The 15,056-nt window shown below is 59.7% G+C and carries 12 protein-coding genes; 1 reads left to right on the forward strand and 11 read right to left on the reverse strand.

Annotated features, from left to right (window positions below):
• Positions 1-924 precede the first annotated feature (924 nt).
• Positions 925-2,499, reverse strand: a complete 1,575-nt coding sequence (locus tag ACEN8U_RS02655; protein ID WP_310109858.1) for a reverse transcriptase domain-containing protein — start codon at positions 2,497-2,499, stop codon at positions 925-927.
• A 618-nt stretch (positions 2,500-3,117) separates the two neighbouring features.
• Between ACEN8U_RS02655 and ACEN8U_RS02660 the strand changes: the two genes are divergently transcribed.
• Positions 3,118-3,594, forward strand: coding sequence for a hypothetical protein (locus ACEN8U_RS02660; RefSeq protein WP_310109857.1), 477 nt, complete (start codon positions 3,118-3,120; stop codon positions 3,592-3,594).
• A 52-nt stretch (positions 3,595-3,646) separates the two neighbouring features.
• Here the strand turns inward: ACEN8U_RS02660 and ACEN8U_RS02665 are convergent, their stop codons facing one another.
• The 10 genes from ACEN8U_RS02665 to ACEN8U_RS02710 all read right to left on the reverse strand — a co-directional run bounded on the left by ACEN8U_RS02665 (position 3,647) and on the right by ACEN8U_RS02710 (position 14,979).
• A complete protein-coding gene (locus ACEN8U_RS02665) occupies positions 3,647-5,134 on the reverse strand; it encodes a DHA2 family efflux MFS transporter permease subunit (protein WP_310109856.1) in 1,488 nt (495 codons plus the stop codon).
• 234 nt (positions 5,135-5,368) lie between these two features.
• Positions 5,369-6,592: a dienelactone hydrolase family protein gene (locus tag ACEN8U_RS02670; RefSeq protein WP_310109855.1), complete on the reverse strand. Its 1,224-nt coding sequence runs from the start codon at positions 6,590-6,592 to the stop codon at positions 5,369-5,371.
• 32 nt (positions 6,593-6,624) lie between these two features.
• Positions 6,625-8,265, reverse strand: a complete 1,641-nt coding sequence (locus tag ACEN8U_RS02675) for an AMP-binding protein (protein ID WP_310109854.1) — start codon at positions 8,263-8,265, stop codon at positions 6,625-6,627.
• Between the two features lie 61 nt (positions 8,266-8,326).
• Positions 8,327-8,722: a RidA family protein gene (locus ACEN8U_RS02680; RefSeq protein WP_310109852.1), complete on the reverse strand. Its 396-nt coding sequence runs from the start codon at positions 8,720-8,722 to the stop codon at positions 8,327-8,329.
• Positions 8,719-9,162: a thioesterase family protein gene (locus ACEN8U_RS02685; protein WP_310109851.1), complete on the reverse strand. Its 444-nt coding sequence runs from the start codon at positions 9,160-9,162 to the stop codon at positions 8,719-8,721. Before ACEN8U_RS02685 ends, ACEN8U_RS02680 begins: the two co-directional genes overlap by 4 nt.
• On the reverse strand, positions 9,159-10,376 hold the full coding sequence (locus tag ACEN8U_RS02690; RefSeq protein WP_310109850.1) for an acyl-CoA dehydrogenase family protein: 1,218 nt from the start codon (positions 10,374-10,376) through the stop codon (positions 9,159-9,161). The genes ACEN8U_RS02685 and ACEN8U_RS02690 overlap by 4 nt, the downstream gene beginning before the upstream one ends.
• Position 10,377: 1 nt before the next feature.
• Positions 10,378-11,229, reverse strand: coding sequence for an enoyl-CoA hydratase family protein (locus tag ACEN8U_RS02695; protein ID WP_310109848.1), 852 nt, complete (start codon positions 11,227-11,229; stop codon positions 10,378-10,380).
• 38 nt (positions 11,230-11,267) lie between these two features.
• Positions 11,268-11,840, reverse strand: coding sequence for a MarR family transcriptional regulator (locus ACEN8U_RS02700; protein ID WP_310109846.1), 573 nt, complete (start codon positions 11,838-11,840; stop codon positions 11,268-11,270).
• A complete protein-coding gene (locus tag ACEN8U_RS02705; protein ID WP_310109844.1) occupies positions 11,837-12,610 on the reverse strand; it encodes an SDR family NAD(P)-dependent oxidoreductase in 774 nt (257 codons plus the stop codon). The genes ACEN8U_RS02700 and ACEN8U_RS02705 overlap by 4 nt, the downstream gene beginning before the upstream one ends.
• Positions 12,607-14,979 (reverse strand): bifunctional salicylyl-CoA 5-hydroxylase/oxidoreductase, encoded by a 2,373-nt coding sequence (locus ACEN8U_RS02710; protein ID WP_310109843.1) that lies wholly within the window; start codon positions 14,977-14,979, stop codon positions 12,607-12,609. The genes ACEN8U_RS02705 and ACEN8U_RS02710 overlap by 4 nt, the downstream gene beginning before the upstream one ends.
• Between the last annotated feature and the right edge of the window lie 77 nt (positions 14,980-15,056).

Below are 15,056 nucleotides of genomic sequence, written 5' to 3' on the forward strand. Positions count from 1 at the left end.
GCGTTGGGTGCTTGATTGCTGGCGCGATGTTGGATCGTGCTGTTTAGCTTGGACAGTAAGCATAGCAGGGACACGGGCGGCGTTCTTGGGGGACTGAGGTCGACTAATCGGCGTGAGAGAAAGTAAGGACTCGCCGAGGGGCGCTCAGTTTGAAACGAGATGCCCGTCCAATCACAGTGATTTGGCGGCTGGAATCAGTCCGGCCTGTTGTCGGGGTGGCAGAGATTCATGGATCAGCAAATCCCAAAATTCACTGTGCTTATTCCCTGCCCCGGGCTATTTTCTTGAAACCGCCACCCATTACCCAGCCTTCGCCGGAATTGCATTTAACCTTCGTGTACATGTCCACTTTGCCGGCCATATCTATCCCGGGCTCGCAGCGGTCCATTGGCTGCAAGGAAAACAACACTATCCCTTCAACACCGTCGTAAACCGGGATTTTTGTTTCTGCTATCCATGTTTCATTGGGATGGTCGGAGCAGCCTAGGAGTAGGGTTATTAAAAATAGCAATCCACTACATTTTTCGATACGCATTTCTCTCGCAAATCGGCTCGAATACTTTAATCCCACCATGAGGTCACCGGGGAAATATTATAATTATATCGGATGTTGAGTCAGAGGTTTGAATGTCGGCGGCTTGAAGTATTTTCGCGATATAAGGCGGGCAGCCATTGTCGGCAATGAGTGTGATCGATTGTGTCTATTCGACTATTGTTATCCGATAACATGATCTGCTTCTCATTACCAGTGATCTTCAAAACAGAGTCCGATGAGTCGCTATGTCTGGATATCTGCTGTCGATACAAGTAGCGTTCTTTTGTATCTCGCTCCTAACCGGGGCGAGCGCGGCCCTACGCCAGCCCATCGGCTGACTACGATTTGCAGCACCCTCTATCCGATCTGCATGCATAAAAAATCTTAAATTATGGCTCTTGTCCACGAATAAGGTTATCCACCATTTTTGTTGCCAAAAAATCAGCTTGGAGCATGGGTTTAATCGCGCGGCCCCACGCCTTACGTTCATCTTCTGGAAGAGCGATTGAAGCGCTAATAACTCTTCGTTTTTCCCATTCATCGCACCGGTCGAACCACTCACGAATCGTTCTGAATTCTTCACGTGTCAGGCGTCCTCGCAATCCTTCTAATGCAATCATTGAAGGATAGGTGACACTATCTTTCGCCGGGGCTTTAACAATATGGATAAGCGCGGATTTCCTAAAATAGCCATCGCTGGAAAGCAGCTTTGCTAGCGTCGCTTGGTGCCATTCAAGTGCGCCAAATCCCGAGGTCAACACAAGTTGAGCATAGTGATTTGTAATATTTTCTTTGTTTTGTTGCGGTATGACATCACTGTTTTTTAATAACATATCGACAAAATATTCGAGTGAATAAAGATATTCTCCGCAGATTATTGCTATCTTTTCCAGCAGGTCAAATCTTTGTTGAATAAGGCAGGAAATTATTAGTTTTTGAATTCCAGAGAACTCGGGAATTCCTGTCGCCTCGAGGACCTCAATCTCTTGTGGGATGTCTATCCTGAGAAATGCCTCGTATTTATCGCTGGCCGGCATAATAAAAGACCGTGCGACCCGATTGTAACCGCCGGTCAGCTTTGTCACTTTCCTTATTATGGTTTCCGGGGTTTCGTCGACTGAGGCACCTGCCGCGTCCTCGTCTTTATCCGCTAGATACAACTTCGTCTTGCCGGTGTTTAGCATAAGTCCATCGCGGAACAGACGGGTGGTGAGCAAATTCATCCATCTTTGCGCAGTGATTAAATCCGGCGCGAAGATGCGGAAATCATCAACGTAACGCACGAACTTTACGCCGGCGTCAATTAAATATCTATCAATATCGATAAGGGCTGCCTCCGCGACGATGCGGCTCGCAGCATTTCCAACCGGTATTCCATAACTGTCTTTTTTTGACCATAGCAGCAGCAAACTGTTAAGCGTGGAAACTATCTGTTTATCTAGGCCTATACTTAGGAGTGTAGACTCCACGCGATGTATGTTAATTCGATCATAGAACGACGCGATATCACACTGCACGACGTACGTGCACGACGAATCATTGGCGAGTTCCTTTACGCGCTCGCGCCAGTCACCGTAGCCGATACTCTTGTCGAAAAGAGCGCCATCATTGGGCGCAAACCTTGCCGAAAAAACTATTTTTTCCGACGTTGGAATCCGTGATTTCTCGATTTCAGGTGCAGCTTGGAGGACTATCGCCGTATATTTTGCGAGGCACAACGGATCAATTATGGCCGCTTTCCGATAATCAAATACATACCGGTTTTTAGGAGTCAAAATATACTGGATTGGCTTGAATCCCATATTGTTGACGTCCCCATGACGGATTTTTGCGCGCACTTCGCTCATTAGATCAACTTTATGGGCGCTAATGAGCGCGGCTTCCAGCGATTCGCGAGTAATGTCGCTAGAGCCGTGAGCTGCTAGGTGTTCTATGCTGAGCCTGCATGCGTCGTCCAAATTCATAGCGTAGGCGATCTCCAGGGATTTTTGTTATGCAACCGACACGGCATAAGCCAGCCTCAACAGAGCATACGGGACTCATGAAGCTTAAGGCAACGACCAAAAGTGCTTGTGAAGGCTGCGCAAAACTCGCGCGCATCAGTTGGCGCTAGCCGCGGCTACGTAACCTGTTTCAAGGCCGGTATGCGTTTGATTGCTTGATGCACGCCGACATTAGTCGGTTTGTTCTTGTTCGGAATGAACGCGAGGACGTCCGACCGTGCCCCTACCGGTGGCATCACTCTTTCCCCCGTCGTCGCCAACCTTCTACTGGCCCTATTCCAATTGGCAAACTAGCCCCGACACTTGCAGCAACCTCAATCCGCTCGCTTATAATCATCGAGTCGTTGGGAGACACCCGCGACCAGGTTTGACAGCCTGACGTTCCAACCGCACACCCGCTCACGCGGGTCGTGCGTCTATCTCTGCACGTCTATATTTTCAATGGGCGGGCGGTGGTGAGGGAGCCGCGAGGCTCGCCGGATTGTTGGAACGCCGGTCTGTCAACCACATCACTCGCCCGCTCACCCACCTGCAAAACCGAGCGCCCGGGCGACCCACCGAACACAGGGAGATCGCACCATGTCCAAATCACTCAAGTCTCAAACGCCAGCATCTTCACGCCCACCTGTCGACGCCCTCCAATACGAAAAGCTCGCCCTCTCAGCCTTCGACCTCTGCGACCGGAGCCTGACTCAACTGGACACGCTGATCACACTCGCGTCCTCGATATGTAGGAATCCTGCCATTACGCGCGACGAGCGTCAGCGTCGCCAGAAGCTGCTCGAATTGCTGGTGGACACGGCAGAGCACTATCAGCAGGAACTCGAATGCGACCGCGAGCTCTTCCAGGTCATCGCGTTGGATGCTAAGGGCGTTCCGCACAGCCGCATCACCGCGCGACATGCGGCGAACCTTCTGGCGGAGGCATCGGAGAAGGGCGGCGCGTCCGAGGCGGCGGCAGACGGAAAACGCCGCAAACGCACGTCCGCGAAAAACAGCGCAACGTTGATCGCGGATCTTGCGCCTCAGGCAACCGGCGCGTCACAAAGGCACTGAGGAGAAAAGGCTAAACGCGGGCGGCGAAAGAGCCCGCCTATCGCCGTCCCGCTCATCCGTTTTCCGTCGCCGCCGAATTCCCCGTGGAGCGAGCGCGCCCGCTGGCGGACGCGCCGTGCTCATCTTCCGCACCACCCGGCCGTGCCGCACGCAACATCACCCCGCCGATCACCCCCGCAGCAGCCGCGAAAACAGCACCAAACGCAAATGCGACGTGATACCCACTATTGAGCGCGGCGAGCGCGCTCTGCGTCGCCAGCATGTCGCCGCTGCGCGCAGCCGCGAGACTAGCGAGCACCGCGAGGCCGAGTGCGCCGCCCATCATGAACGACGTATTGACGATGCCCGAGGCGAGCCCTGAGTCGGTGGGATCGACGTCGCTCATCGCCGCAAGCAGCACGGGATTGAACGCGATGCCCGCGCCGAAGCCGAGCAGCATCATGCCGGGCAGCACGTCGAGCACGAAGCTGCCGTCCACCGGCGCGCGCGCGAACAGCGCGAGACCGCACGCGGCAACCAGCAGCCCGACCGCGAGCGGAATACGCAGGCCAAAGCGCATCACGACGCGCGCCGACAATCCGAGTGAAAAGAATCCCATGATGAGGTTCGCCGGCAAAAACGCGAGCCCGACTTGCAGCGGCCGATAGCCGAGCACGCGCTGCAAATACAGCGCGGAAATGAAGAACCACGCGAACATCGCCGCGGCCCACAGCACGCCGACGACATTCGCCGTCGCCACATTGCGCAAGCGGAACAAACCGAGCGGCATCAACGGATGCTGCACGCGCGACTCGATGACGAGGAACGCCGCGAGCAACGCCAGTGCGACGAGCAGCAAGCCGAGCGTTTGCGCCGAAGTCCAGCCGGCCTCGTTGCCATTGACGACGGCATACACGGCTAGCATCAACGAAACCGTGACTGACACGGCGCCGGCCACGTCGAGCCGTTCGCCGTGCGCATGACCGCGTGCGGAGGGCAGTAGCGCGACGCACAACGCATACACGGCAATGCCGATAGGCAGATTGACAAGAAAGATCCAATGCCAGCTGAGCAGGTTGGTCAGCAATCCGCCGAGCAACACGCCGATACTGCCGCCGCCTGCGCAGACGAAGCCATACACGCCCATCGCTTTGGCGCGCTCAGCCGGCTCGGTGAACAGATTCATGATGAGCGACAGCGACACGGCGGACACAATAGCGCCGCCAAGACCCTGCACGGCGCGCGCGCAGACGAGCAGCACCTGCGAGTTCGCGAGCCCGCACGCGAGCGACGCCAACGTGAACAGCGTAATGCCGCCGAGAAACAACCTGCGATGACCGTACAGATCGCCGAGCCGTCCACCGAGCAGCAGGCAGCCGCCGAACGTCAGCATATACGCATTGACGACCCACACGAGCGAGGTTTCCGTAAAGCCGAGATCCGCAGCAATGGACGGCAACGCGACATTCACAATGGTCGTGTCGAGCACGATCATCAGGACACCGAGGCACAGCACCATGAGTGCAAGCCAGCGTTTATTGCCGTGGATGGAATGAGTCATGCGAGCGCTCCTGTGCCGCGGTCGTGTGGGAAACCGGCGGCTTCGAGCGTCATGCCTGATGCAACGCGATGCCGGACGGGCCCGCCGCCCGGCGCGATGTGGACCAACCTGGTGTTAGGTGCTTGAGGGCGAGGGGTTTTTCAGTCTAGCACTCGCGGGTTTTGCGTCACAACTACGAGTTCCAGGGCGCACCTATGGCTGGACTGCCGGCCGCCAGCCACCGCCCCAAAAAAATCATACTCGCGACTTACTTCCCATCAACGCATTAGAAGGCAACGTCTCATCAAGCAACTTCCGCGCGCTTTCAATCCCGGCCACCGGCAATCCTTCAGGATAGAGCAAGCCCACCTGCACCAGCACGCTGGCCTGATCCCAATAGATATGCTCGTTATACAGCTTGTCGCCGCGAAAGCAGACCACGGCCAGCATCGGCACTTCGAAGTACTTTCCCGTCGGCGCCACGCCCGGCAGTAACCAGTCGATCTCGCAACTATGCGTGCAGCTGAAAATGAATTCGTCGACGATACGATCCGCACCGATCGTCCGCGAAATTGGAATCAGCTTGGTATCCGGTGGATTTGAGTTGACGAAGTGATGCGTATAAAACCGCTTGAGGTTGTCATGACCGACGCCGCCCGTCATCGTGGGAACGTGGTTGACATAGGGCTCGGCCACCATGGTCGGCATCACGGCCTCCACGTCGCGCGTGGCGAACTCGTGATAGCAATGCGCCTCCCACAGCGCATTCAGATCGTAGACCGGCCCGAGCACTTTGCGCAGCAGCGCGAGCGTGCGCGAATACGCCATCATCGCAGCCGGCTTGTTGTATTGCGGACGCGAAGGCGCGGCAAACGCATGATCACAACCGGGGTACACGTACTGCTCGATCTGGCCGCGTGTGCGCAACGCAGCGCTAATGCGGTCGCGCGTTTCAGGCGGACACAGCGCGTCGTTTTCGGGGAAATGAAACACCATGGGGCAGCGCACGGCCGGCACTTCGTCGAGGTACGCGTCGAGGCCGACGCCGTAGTAGCTCACCGCGCAATCCACATCGGTACGCGCCGCGCTGAGAAACGCGAGCTTGCCGCCGAGGCAGTAGCCGACCGCGCCGACCTTGCCAGCTTGCTCGGGTATCGCGCGCAACGCGGCAACGGTCGCGGCGATATCGTCGACGGCGAGGTCGGTGTCGAACTGCGCGAGATAGTCGAGCGCCTGTTTCATGTCGGCCTCGCCATAACCGAGCTCGATACCGGGCTTGATCCGCCAGAACAGATCCGGCACCAGCACCACGTACCCTTCTTCGGCGAAACGGTCGGCCGTCGCCTTCATGGTGTCGTTGATGCCGAAAATTTCCTGCAACACAACGAGCCCAGGGCCCGAGCCTTGCGCGGGTCGCGCCACATACGCGTTGAAACGGCCGCCGTCCTGGGCGACCACTTCCATGAAAGAGCCGGCCATGCGTGTGTCTCCTGAAGTTGGCGAGGAAGAGCCTATGCCATCGTACGCAATTCAAAGCGCTTGAGCTTGCCCGTTTCCGTGCGCGGCAACGAATCGACAAACACGATGACACGCGGATATTTATACGGCGCTACCGTATTCTTCACGAATTCCTGCAACTGCGCGACGAGTTTGTCGTCCGGCGTATGGCCAGGATTCAGCACGACGAACGCCTTGACGATCTGGCCGCGCGTATCGTCGGGTACGCCGACCACGCCGCATTCGGCCACGGCATCATGCTGCAGCAGCACGCTTTCCACTTCGGGACCGGAGATGTTGTAGCCGGCCGAAACGATCATGTCGTCGGCGCGCGCCTGGTAGAACACGTAGCCGTCTTCGTCGAGATAGACGGAATCGCCCGGCAGATTCCAGCCGTCGCGCACGAATTTCGATTGACGCTCATCGGCGAGATAGCGGCAACCCGTCGGCCCGCGTACCGCGAGCTTGCCAATGGTGCCGGGCGCAACCGGTTGCATGGCGTCGTCAACGGCTTGCACCACATAGCCCGGCACCGCGCGGCCAATGGCATGCGGCCGTATTTCGCTGCCCTGCGACGAGATAAAAATATGAATCAGCTCAGTGCCGCCAATGCCGTCGATCATGTCGATGCCGGTCGCGTCATGCCATAGACGCCGCGTCGAATCGGGCAACGCTTCGCCCGCCGACACGGTCTTCTGCAAGCTGGACACATCGTGCTGCGCAACGAGCGGCGCCATCTGCCGATAGAACGTCGGCGCAGTGAACATGATGGTCGCGTGAAAACGCTCGACCGTTTGTAACAGGGTCTCCGGCGTGAGCTTCTCGATCAATACCGTCGACGCGCCCACGCGCAGCGGAAAACACAGCAGGCCGCCCAGGCCGAAGGTGAAGGCGAGCGGCGGCGTGCCGCAGAAAATATCGCTCGCGGAAGGCTTTAATACGTGACGCGGAAACAGATCGCACATCGCGAGCACGTCGCGATGAAAATGCATGCAGCCTTTCGGCGCGCCTGTCGTGCCGCTCGTAAACGCGATCAGACAAACGTCGTCGGAGGCGGTATCGCATGCGGTGAACTCCGCGGGCTTGTTGATGGCCAGCGTATCCAGCGAGTCCGCTGCATCGTCATGAAACAGCAGCGTTTGCTTTAACCCGGCGCAGTAGAACTCGCTTTGCGGATCGCTGCAGCGCGCAAGTTCTTCGGTCAGTCGTGCATCGCACAGCGCGGCGCTCACTTGCGCTTTCACGATGATCTGCTTCAACTCCTTTGCGCGAAGCAACGGCATGGTCGGCACGACGACCAGTCCGACCTTCAGCGATGCCAGCGCCGCGACCGCCATCTGCAATGTATTCGGCCCGCGCAGCAGAACGCGATTGCCCGGCTGCAAACCCATCTCGTCGACGAGCACATGCGCGCCGCGATTCACCATCGCGAGGAGTTCGTTGTACGTGGTCGCGCGCGGCTCGCCGTCGACCAGCGACCACACGGCAGGACGCTCGCCGTGGCCTGCCTCGATTGTTCTATCGAGCAATTCGGTCGCGCAATTGAACCGCGCCGGATACGCGAGCTCAGGATTGTCCAGCAGAAAGACGGGCCATTGATCCTGCGGCGGAAGATTGTCGCGCGCGAAAGTATCGACGTGTGCTGACGGTTCCATCGTGGTCTCCCCGGTATCGAGCCGGCTCTATGCGCTTCAGTTGACGAGGGGTTGCGTGTCCTTACTGCGGAATAACGGCCGTTGCTTCGATCTCGACCTTGGCTTCGTCTTCGATCAACGCGACGACTTGTACCGCGCTCATCGCGATGTCGTAGTCGCCGATCAGCTCGCGAAACGCACGGCCAATTTCCTTTAGTGATGCCAGGTACTCGCGCTTGTCCGTGACGTACCACGTCATACGCACTAGATGCCCGGGCTTGCCGCCTGCCTCATGCAGCACGGCAAGCACATTCTTCAGCGCCTGAATGGCCTGACCGGCGAAGTTGTCGGTCTGGAAATGCGCCTGTTCGTCCCAGCCGATCTGGCCGGCAATAAATACTTGCACGCCGGTGGCCGCGACGCCGTTTGCATAACCGCGCGGTTTGATCCAGCCGGCGGGAAGAAGAGCTTTTTTCATGAGCGTTGCGCCTCGCTGAGTTCGGGCTGTGGAGCAAACATCGCAAGTGCGGTCGCGATGTCGGTGGGGATGTCGATCGAGCGGCCGCTTTCCAGCGATGTCGTCACAAGCACCTGCTTCGCGCGAAAACGCGTTTCGCCGTTGCAATCACCGACTATCTCGATGCCGATCGAGCGCCGGCCGATTGCGGTGACGGCGAGCGTCAGCATGATCGTTTCGCCCATCTGGCTGGGCCGCGAAAACTCGCAATCCAGCTTGACGATAGGCAGGCCGATGCGGCGCCGGCTGATCATCTGCGCGTAATCGATCTGCAGGCCCTCGTTGAACCAGTCTTCGACAAGCGCGTTGGTCATCACCAGATACTGCGGAAAGAAAACGATGCCTGCCGGATCGCAATGCGAAAAGCGGATACGTATGGGCCTTTCGAAGGGCATGGTCATTTCGCGTGTTCTCCGGCGGCTGCGGCGGCGTGCGCTTTCAACAGATCGCGCCCCACGATCAATTGCTGCACTTCCGTCGCGCCTTCGTATATGCGCAACGCGCGAATCTCGCGATACAGCATTTCGACCGCCACGCCGCTTTGCACGCCCATGCCGCCATACAACTGCACGGCAGCGTCGATCACCTGCTGGGCGCCCTCGCTCGCGTGCCACTTCGCCATGGCCGCTTCGCGCGTCACGCTTTCGCCCTGGTCACGCAGCCATGCCGCGCGATAGACGAGCAGGGCGCTGCTGTCGATCGTCAACGCCATCTGCGCGAGCTTGGCCTGGGTCAGCTGGAAATCGGCGAGCGTCTGGCCGAACATCTTGCGCGATGCGGCGCGCGCGATGCCTTCGGCCATCGCATGCCGAGCGAAACCGAGCGACGCCGCCGCGACGGACGTGCGGAAAATATCGAGCGTGCGCATGGCGAGCTTGAAGCCTTCGCCAGGCGCGCCGAGCATCTGGCTGCGCGGCACGCGCGCGCCCGCGAAATGCAGACGCGCGAGCGGATGCGGCGCGATCACGTCGATGCGCTCGGCAATTTCGAGCCCCGGCGTGTCGGCGTCCACGATAAACGCGCTGATGCCGCGTGCGCCGGGTGCTTCGCCAGTGCGTGCGAACACGACGTAGAAATCGGCGATGCCGCCGTTCGAGATCCACGTCTTGTCGCCGTCGAGCACGTAGGTGTCGCCGTCTTCACGCGCGGCCAGCGACATGGCTGCCACGTCCGACCCGGCCTCCGGTTCGGATAACGCGAATGCGGCAATTGCCGTGCCGTTCGCGACGCGCGGCAAATAGCGGTTCTTTTGCTCGTGTGTGCCGCCGAGTGAGATCGCGCCGGAGCCGAGCCCTTGCATGGCGAGGGCGAAATCCGCGAGACCCGAATGCTTTGCCAGCGTTTCGCGCAGCAGACAGACCGCGCGCGTGTCGATGGTATCGCCGTGACCGCCGTAGGCGACACCGCCCACGCCGTACTTGAGCCAGCCAGCCGCGCCGAGTTCACGAACGAGTTGACGGCAGGCGGCATCCACAGCGCCGTGCTCGACGTGTTCGGCGTGCGACAGATGCTCGCGGCACCATGACTCGATACCCGCGGCCAGTTCCCGATGACGCGGCTCAAAAAAAGGCCACGCCAATGCGCTGTGCAGATCGATGTTCGTATCGGCGCTCAACTCAATCTCCTTCGAACGCGGGGCGCGATTTTGCGGCAAAGGCCTGATACGCGCGCTCGAAATCGCGCGTGCTCATGCAGATGGCCTGCGCTTGCGCCTCAGATTCGATGGCCTCGTCGATGCTCATGCTCCATTCCTGGTGCAGCATCTTCTTCGTGATGCCGTGCGCGAACGTGGGACCGGCGACGAGGTCGGCGGCGAGCTTGTGCGCCTCTTCGAGAAGCGCGGCTGGTTCGCAGAGCCGGTTATAGAAGCCCCACGCATGGCCTTCGTCACCGCTTGCGGCGCGCCCCGTGAACAGCAGTTCGGCGGCGCGCCCTTGACCGATGATGCGCGGCAGAATCGCGCATGCGCCCATGTCGCACCCTGCCAGACCGACGCGCGAAAACAGAAAGGCGAGCTTGCTGCGCGCGGTGCCGAGACGCATGTCGGACGCCATCGCGAGAATGGCGCCGGCGCCGGCGCATACACCATCGACGGCGGCAATGACCGGCTGTGGGCAATGACGCATGGCTTTGACCAGATCGCCCGTCATGCGCGTAAAGAGCAGCAGCTCCGGCATGGGCAGGTCGATCAAAGGCGCGATGATGTCGTGTACGTCGCCGCCCGAGCAGAAATTTTCACCTGCACCGTGGATCACGACGGCCTTCACGTCGGTTGCATAGGTGAGCTGACGGAATAGATCGCGCAACTCGGCATACGATTCGAAGGTGAGCGGATTCTTGCGCTCCGGGCGATTCAATGTGATGGTCGCGACCTTGTTCGCGACCGACCAGCCGAAGTGCTGCGCCTGGTAGCCCGCGAGTGTGACGCGGTTGCCGGCCAGGAGGGCGTCGGCGTTGGCTTGTGGCATGAGCTTGTCTCCACGCAAAGCGTAGTGGCGTTGATCAATCAGTCTTTCAGACTATCCAGCAGATGCTTTTTCAGTTTGCCGAGCCGCTGATGCGTGCGCGATTTTTCCTCGAGACTCAGGCCGCCAAACAGTTCGACGACCCATTGCTCGTGGGCCGCCGCCATCCTGTCGAACGCTTTGCGGCCTGCAGGCGTGAGGCAGACGCTGATCGAGCGGCGATCGTTCGGGTCGGTGTCGCGCGACACGAGGCCTTCTTTTTCCAGTTGATCGGTAATGCCGGTCACATTGCCGCCCGTCACCATCAGGCGACGCGACAATTCCGTCATCTTCAATCCTTCAGGATGACGCTCGAGTTGCGCCATCAAGTCGAAACGCGGCAACGTGGTGTCGAATTCGTTGCGCAGACGCTTGCGCAATTCCGCCTGCACCAGGTTCGTCGTGGTCAGCATACGCAGCCATAAACGCAGGCCCATATGACTGTCGGCGCCGGTGCTCATTTCCAGATCCACGACGTTCTCCGCGGGTTTCGCGACGCCTTTGCGCGGCGCTCGGGTCTCGGCTGCTTTCGTGCCGCCTGTCGCAATCTTTCTGATGTTGGATGACTTGCTCACATGACTTCTCCACCGGAGATGGAAATGGATTGCCCCGTGATCGCATCCGAATCCGGCTGGCATAGCCACAACACGGCATGGGCAACCTGTTCCGGACTCACGAAGCGATGTTGCGGGTTCGAGCGAAGCAGGCTCTCGCGCGCCTGTTCTTCGGTGCGCGATGTTTTGCTGGTGATTTGCTGGAGCGACGCGTGCAGCAGCTCCGTTTCCGTGTAACCGGGACAGACCGCATTTACGGTGATGCCCTTGGTTGCGACTTCGAGTGCCAGCGAGCGCGTGAGACCGATCACACCGTGTTTGGCCGCGCAATACCCGGCCACATACGCATAGCCGATCTGGCCCGCGGTGCTCGCCACATTGACGATGCGTCCGCGCCCGCGCTCCAGCATGCCCGGCAATACCGCGCGCGTACCGAGGAAAACGCCGGTGAGGTTCACGTCGAGCATGCGCTGCCACAACGTCATGTCGGTATGCGTAAAGGGCGCCGCTTGTGCCTGGCCCGCGTTGTTGATCAATATGTCGACCGCGCCCGCTTTGTTGAAGGCTCTCGCGACGGAGTCTTCCTGTGTGACGTCGACGGTCACACACGCAACGTCGCCCAATGCGCGACATTTTTCACGCTGCGCGTCGAGCCGCTCCGCGTGGCGACCCATCAACGTGACGCGCGCGCCAGCGCGAAGCAGCGCTTCTGCTATCGAGGCGCCGATGCCGCTGCCGCCGCCTGTGATGACCGCGTGTTGCCCCGCAAGTGACGAATGGTTTGTGTTCACGTGGTTCCTTCCGCACGCTGTGCGCGCTGCTGTGCCGAAAGCCCTGCATTCGCCGCGGCCTGTGCGCGTTCGCGTTCCAGATTGCGTTCGAGTTGCGACTTCGCGGCGATGTATTGATTCGGCCATGTCACGTCGAAATAGCCGATTTTGGCGGCCTCGTTCAGTGTCCACGACGGATTGGCGAGATGCGGGCGCGCAATCGCGCACAGATCGGCGCGGCCCGCTGCGATGATGCTGTTCACGTGATCCGCCTCGGAAATCGCGCCCACGGCAATGGTCGCGATGCCCGCTTCGTTGCGCACGCGGTCCGCGAACGGCGTCTGGAACATGCGGCCATACACGGGCTTTTCTTCCTTGCTGACCTGACCCGACGACACGTCGATCATGTCGGCGCCCGCGGCCTTGAAGGCGCGCGCGATTTGCACGGCGTCGTCGGGCGTCGTGCCGCCTTGAACCCAATCGTTCGCGGAAATCCGCACAGAAATCGGCTTGTCTTGCGGCCACACCGCGCGAATCGCCTTGAAGACCTGCAGCGGATACCGCAAACGGTTTTCGAGCGAGCCGCCGTATTCGTCCGTGCGATGGTTGGTGAGCGGCGACAGGAAGCTCGACAGAAAGTAGCCGTGCGCGCAGTGCAATTCGAGCCAGTCGAAACCGGCCTCGGCGGACATCTGCGTGGCGCGCACGAACTGCGCTTCTATTTCGCGCAGATCGTCGTGCGTGGCCTCGCGCGAATACTGGCTGATGCCGCGCAGATACTGCTGCGGCGAAGCCGAAATGAGCGGCCAGTTCCCCTCGGTGAGCGGTTGATCGATACCTTCCCACGCGACGCGCGTCGAGCCCTTGGCGCCGGAGTGACCGAGCTGGATGCCGATTTTCGCGTCCGACTGACGATGCACGAGGTCGACAATGCGCTTCCATGCGGTGAGGTGCTCGGGCGCATACATGCCGGGACAGGCGGGCGTGATGCGCGCTTGCGGCGACACGCAGGTCATCTCGGTCATGACGAGGCCGGCGCCGCCCATGGCGCGCGCGCCGAGGTGCATTAAATGGTAGTCGCCGGCAATGCCGTCGACGGCGGAGTATTGCGCCATCGGCGAAACCACCACGCGGTTTTTCAGCGTGACGCCGCGCAATGTGAACGGCGTGAACATTGGCGGAATGGAGTGCTTTTGCGGTGCACGCTCTACGCCTGAACGCGCTGCGAGCCAGTCTTCGAAACCGGACACATAACGCGCGTCGCGCTCGCGCAGGTTTTCGTGCGAGATGCGCTGGGAGCGCGTGAGCAGCGAATACGCGAACTGTTCGGGCTCGAACGAGGTGTAGCGATCCACGTGCTCGAACCATTCCGTCGAATTGCGCGCGGCATTCTGAATACGCAATACGTCGACGCTGCGCACTTCCGTGTAGTGCTTCAACGCCGCGTGCAGATCGCCGGGATGTGCGTCCATGCTGTTGGCGAGCTCGATTGAATCTTCGAGTGCGAGCTTGGTGCCCGAGCCGATGGAAAAGTGCGCCGTGTGCGCTGCATCGCCCATCAGCACGATCGGCGTTTGACTGCCGTCCGCGTTGCTGCGCCAGTGAACCCATTCTTCGTTGACGACGCGCGGAAAGCGGATCCATTGCGACGAGCCGCGCAAATGCGCGGCGTTCGAGAGCAGCGCATTGCCGTCCAGATACTTCGCAAAGAGCTTTTCGCAGAATGCGATGCTGTCTTCCTTGCTCATTTCGTCGAGTCCGGCGGCGCGCCACACGCGCTCGGGTGTTTCGACGATGAAGGTGGAGGTCTGGTCGTCGAAACGATAGGCGTGAGCCTGAAACCAGCCGAATTCCGTTTTTTCGAACGCGAAGGTGAAGGCGTCGAATAGTTTCCTGGTGCCGAGCCAGACGAAACGGCAGTCGCGCACGTCGACGTTCGGCTTGTACGTGGCCGCGTATTTCTGGCGGATCGCGCTGTTTGCTCCGTCGCACGCGACGATCAGGTCGGCCTGATACGAGGCGTCGTCCGTAACCTGCGTTTCGAAGACGAGCTTCACGCCCAGTTCCTCGCAACGCGCCTGGAGGATATTCAGCAGACGTTTGCGGCCGATGCCGCAAAAGCCGTGGCCGGACGAACGAACCTTGCGGCCGCCGAAGTGGATCTCGATGTCGTCCCAATGATTGAACGCGTCGAGTATGGCGTCTGCGCTGGGCGCGTCTGCGGCGCGCAGATTGCCGAGTGTCTGGTCCGAGAACACGACGCCCCAGCCGAATGTGTCGTAGGGACGGTTGCGTTCGACGACGGTGACGTCGTGCGCCGGATTGCGGCTTTTCATCAACAGGCCGAAGTACAACCCCGCCGGGCCGCCGCCGATACAGACGATGCGCATGCTCTTCCCCACTGTCGCTTTACTGGTGAGTTTAATTTAGGCCTTGATAGTTTAGGTGTCAAGTAAATGTTTGGTGC

The organism is Paraburkholderia phenoliruptrix (genome assembly GCF_047325075.1).
GTDB classification, from domain to species: domain Bacteria; phylum Pseudomonadota; class Gammaproteobacteria; order Burkholderiales; family Burkholderiaceae; genus Paraburkholderia; species Paraburkholderia phenoliruptrix.

Coding starts and splice junctions, on each gene's coding strand:
- ACEN8U_RS02655 (WP_310109858.1), bottom strand. CDS start 2,499: ATGAATTTGGACGACGCATGCAGGCTCAGCATAGAACACCTAGCAGCT.
- ACEN8U_RS02660 (WP_310109857.1), top strand. CDS start 3,118: ATGTCCAAATCACTCAAGTCTCAAACGCCAGCATCTTCACGCCCACCT.
- ACEN8U_RS02665 (WP_310109856.1), bottom strand. CDS start 5,134: ATGACTCATTCCATCCACGGCAATAAACGCTGGCTTGCACTCATGGTG.
- ACEN8U_RS02670 (WP_310109855.1), bottom strand. CDS start 6,592: ATGGCCGGCTCTTTCATGGAAGTGGTCGCCCAGGACGGCGGCCGTTTC.
- ACEN8U_RS02675 (WP_310109854.1), bottom strand. CDS start 8,265: ATGGAACCGTCAGCACACGTCGATACTTTCGCGCGCGACAATCTTCCG.
- ACEN8U_RS02680 (WP_310109852.1), bottom strand. CDS start 8,722: ATGAAAAAAGCTCTTCTTCCCGCCGGCTGGATCAAACCGCGCGGTTAT.
- ACEN8U_RS02685 (WP_310109851.1), bottom strand. CDS start 9,162: ATGACCATGCCCTTCGAAAGGCCCATACGTATCCGCTTTTCGCATTGC.
- ACEN8U_RS02695 (WP_310109848.1), bottom strand. CDS start 11,229: ATGCCACAAGCCAACGCCGACGCCCTCCTGGCCGGCAACCGCGTCACA.
- ACEN8U_RS02710 (WP_310109843.1), bottom strand. CDS start 14,979: ATGCGCATCGTCTGTATCGGCGGCGGCCCGGCGGGGTTGTACTTCGGC.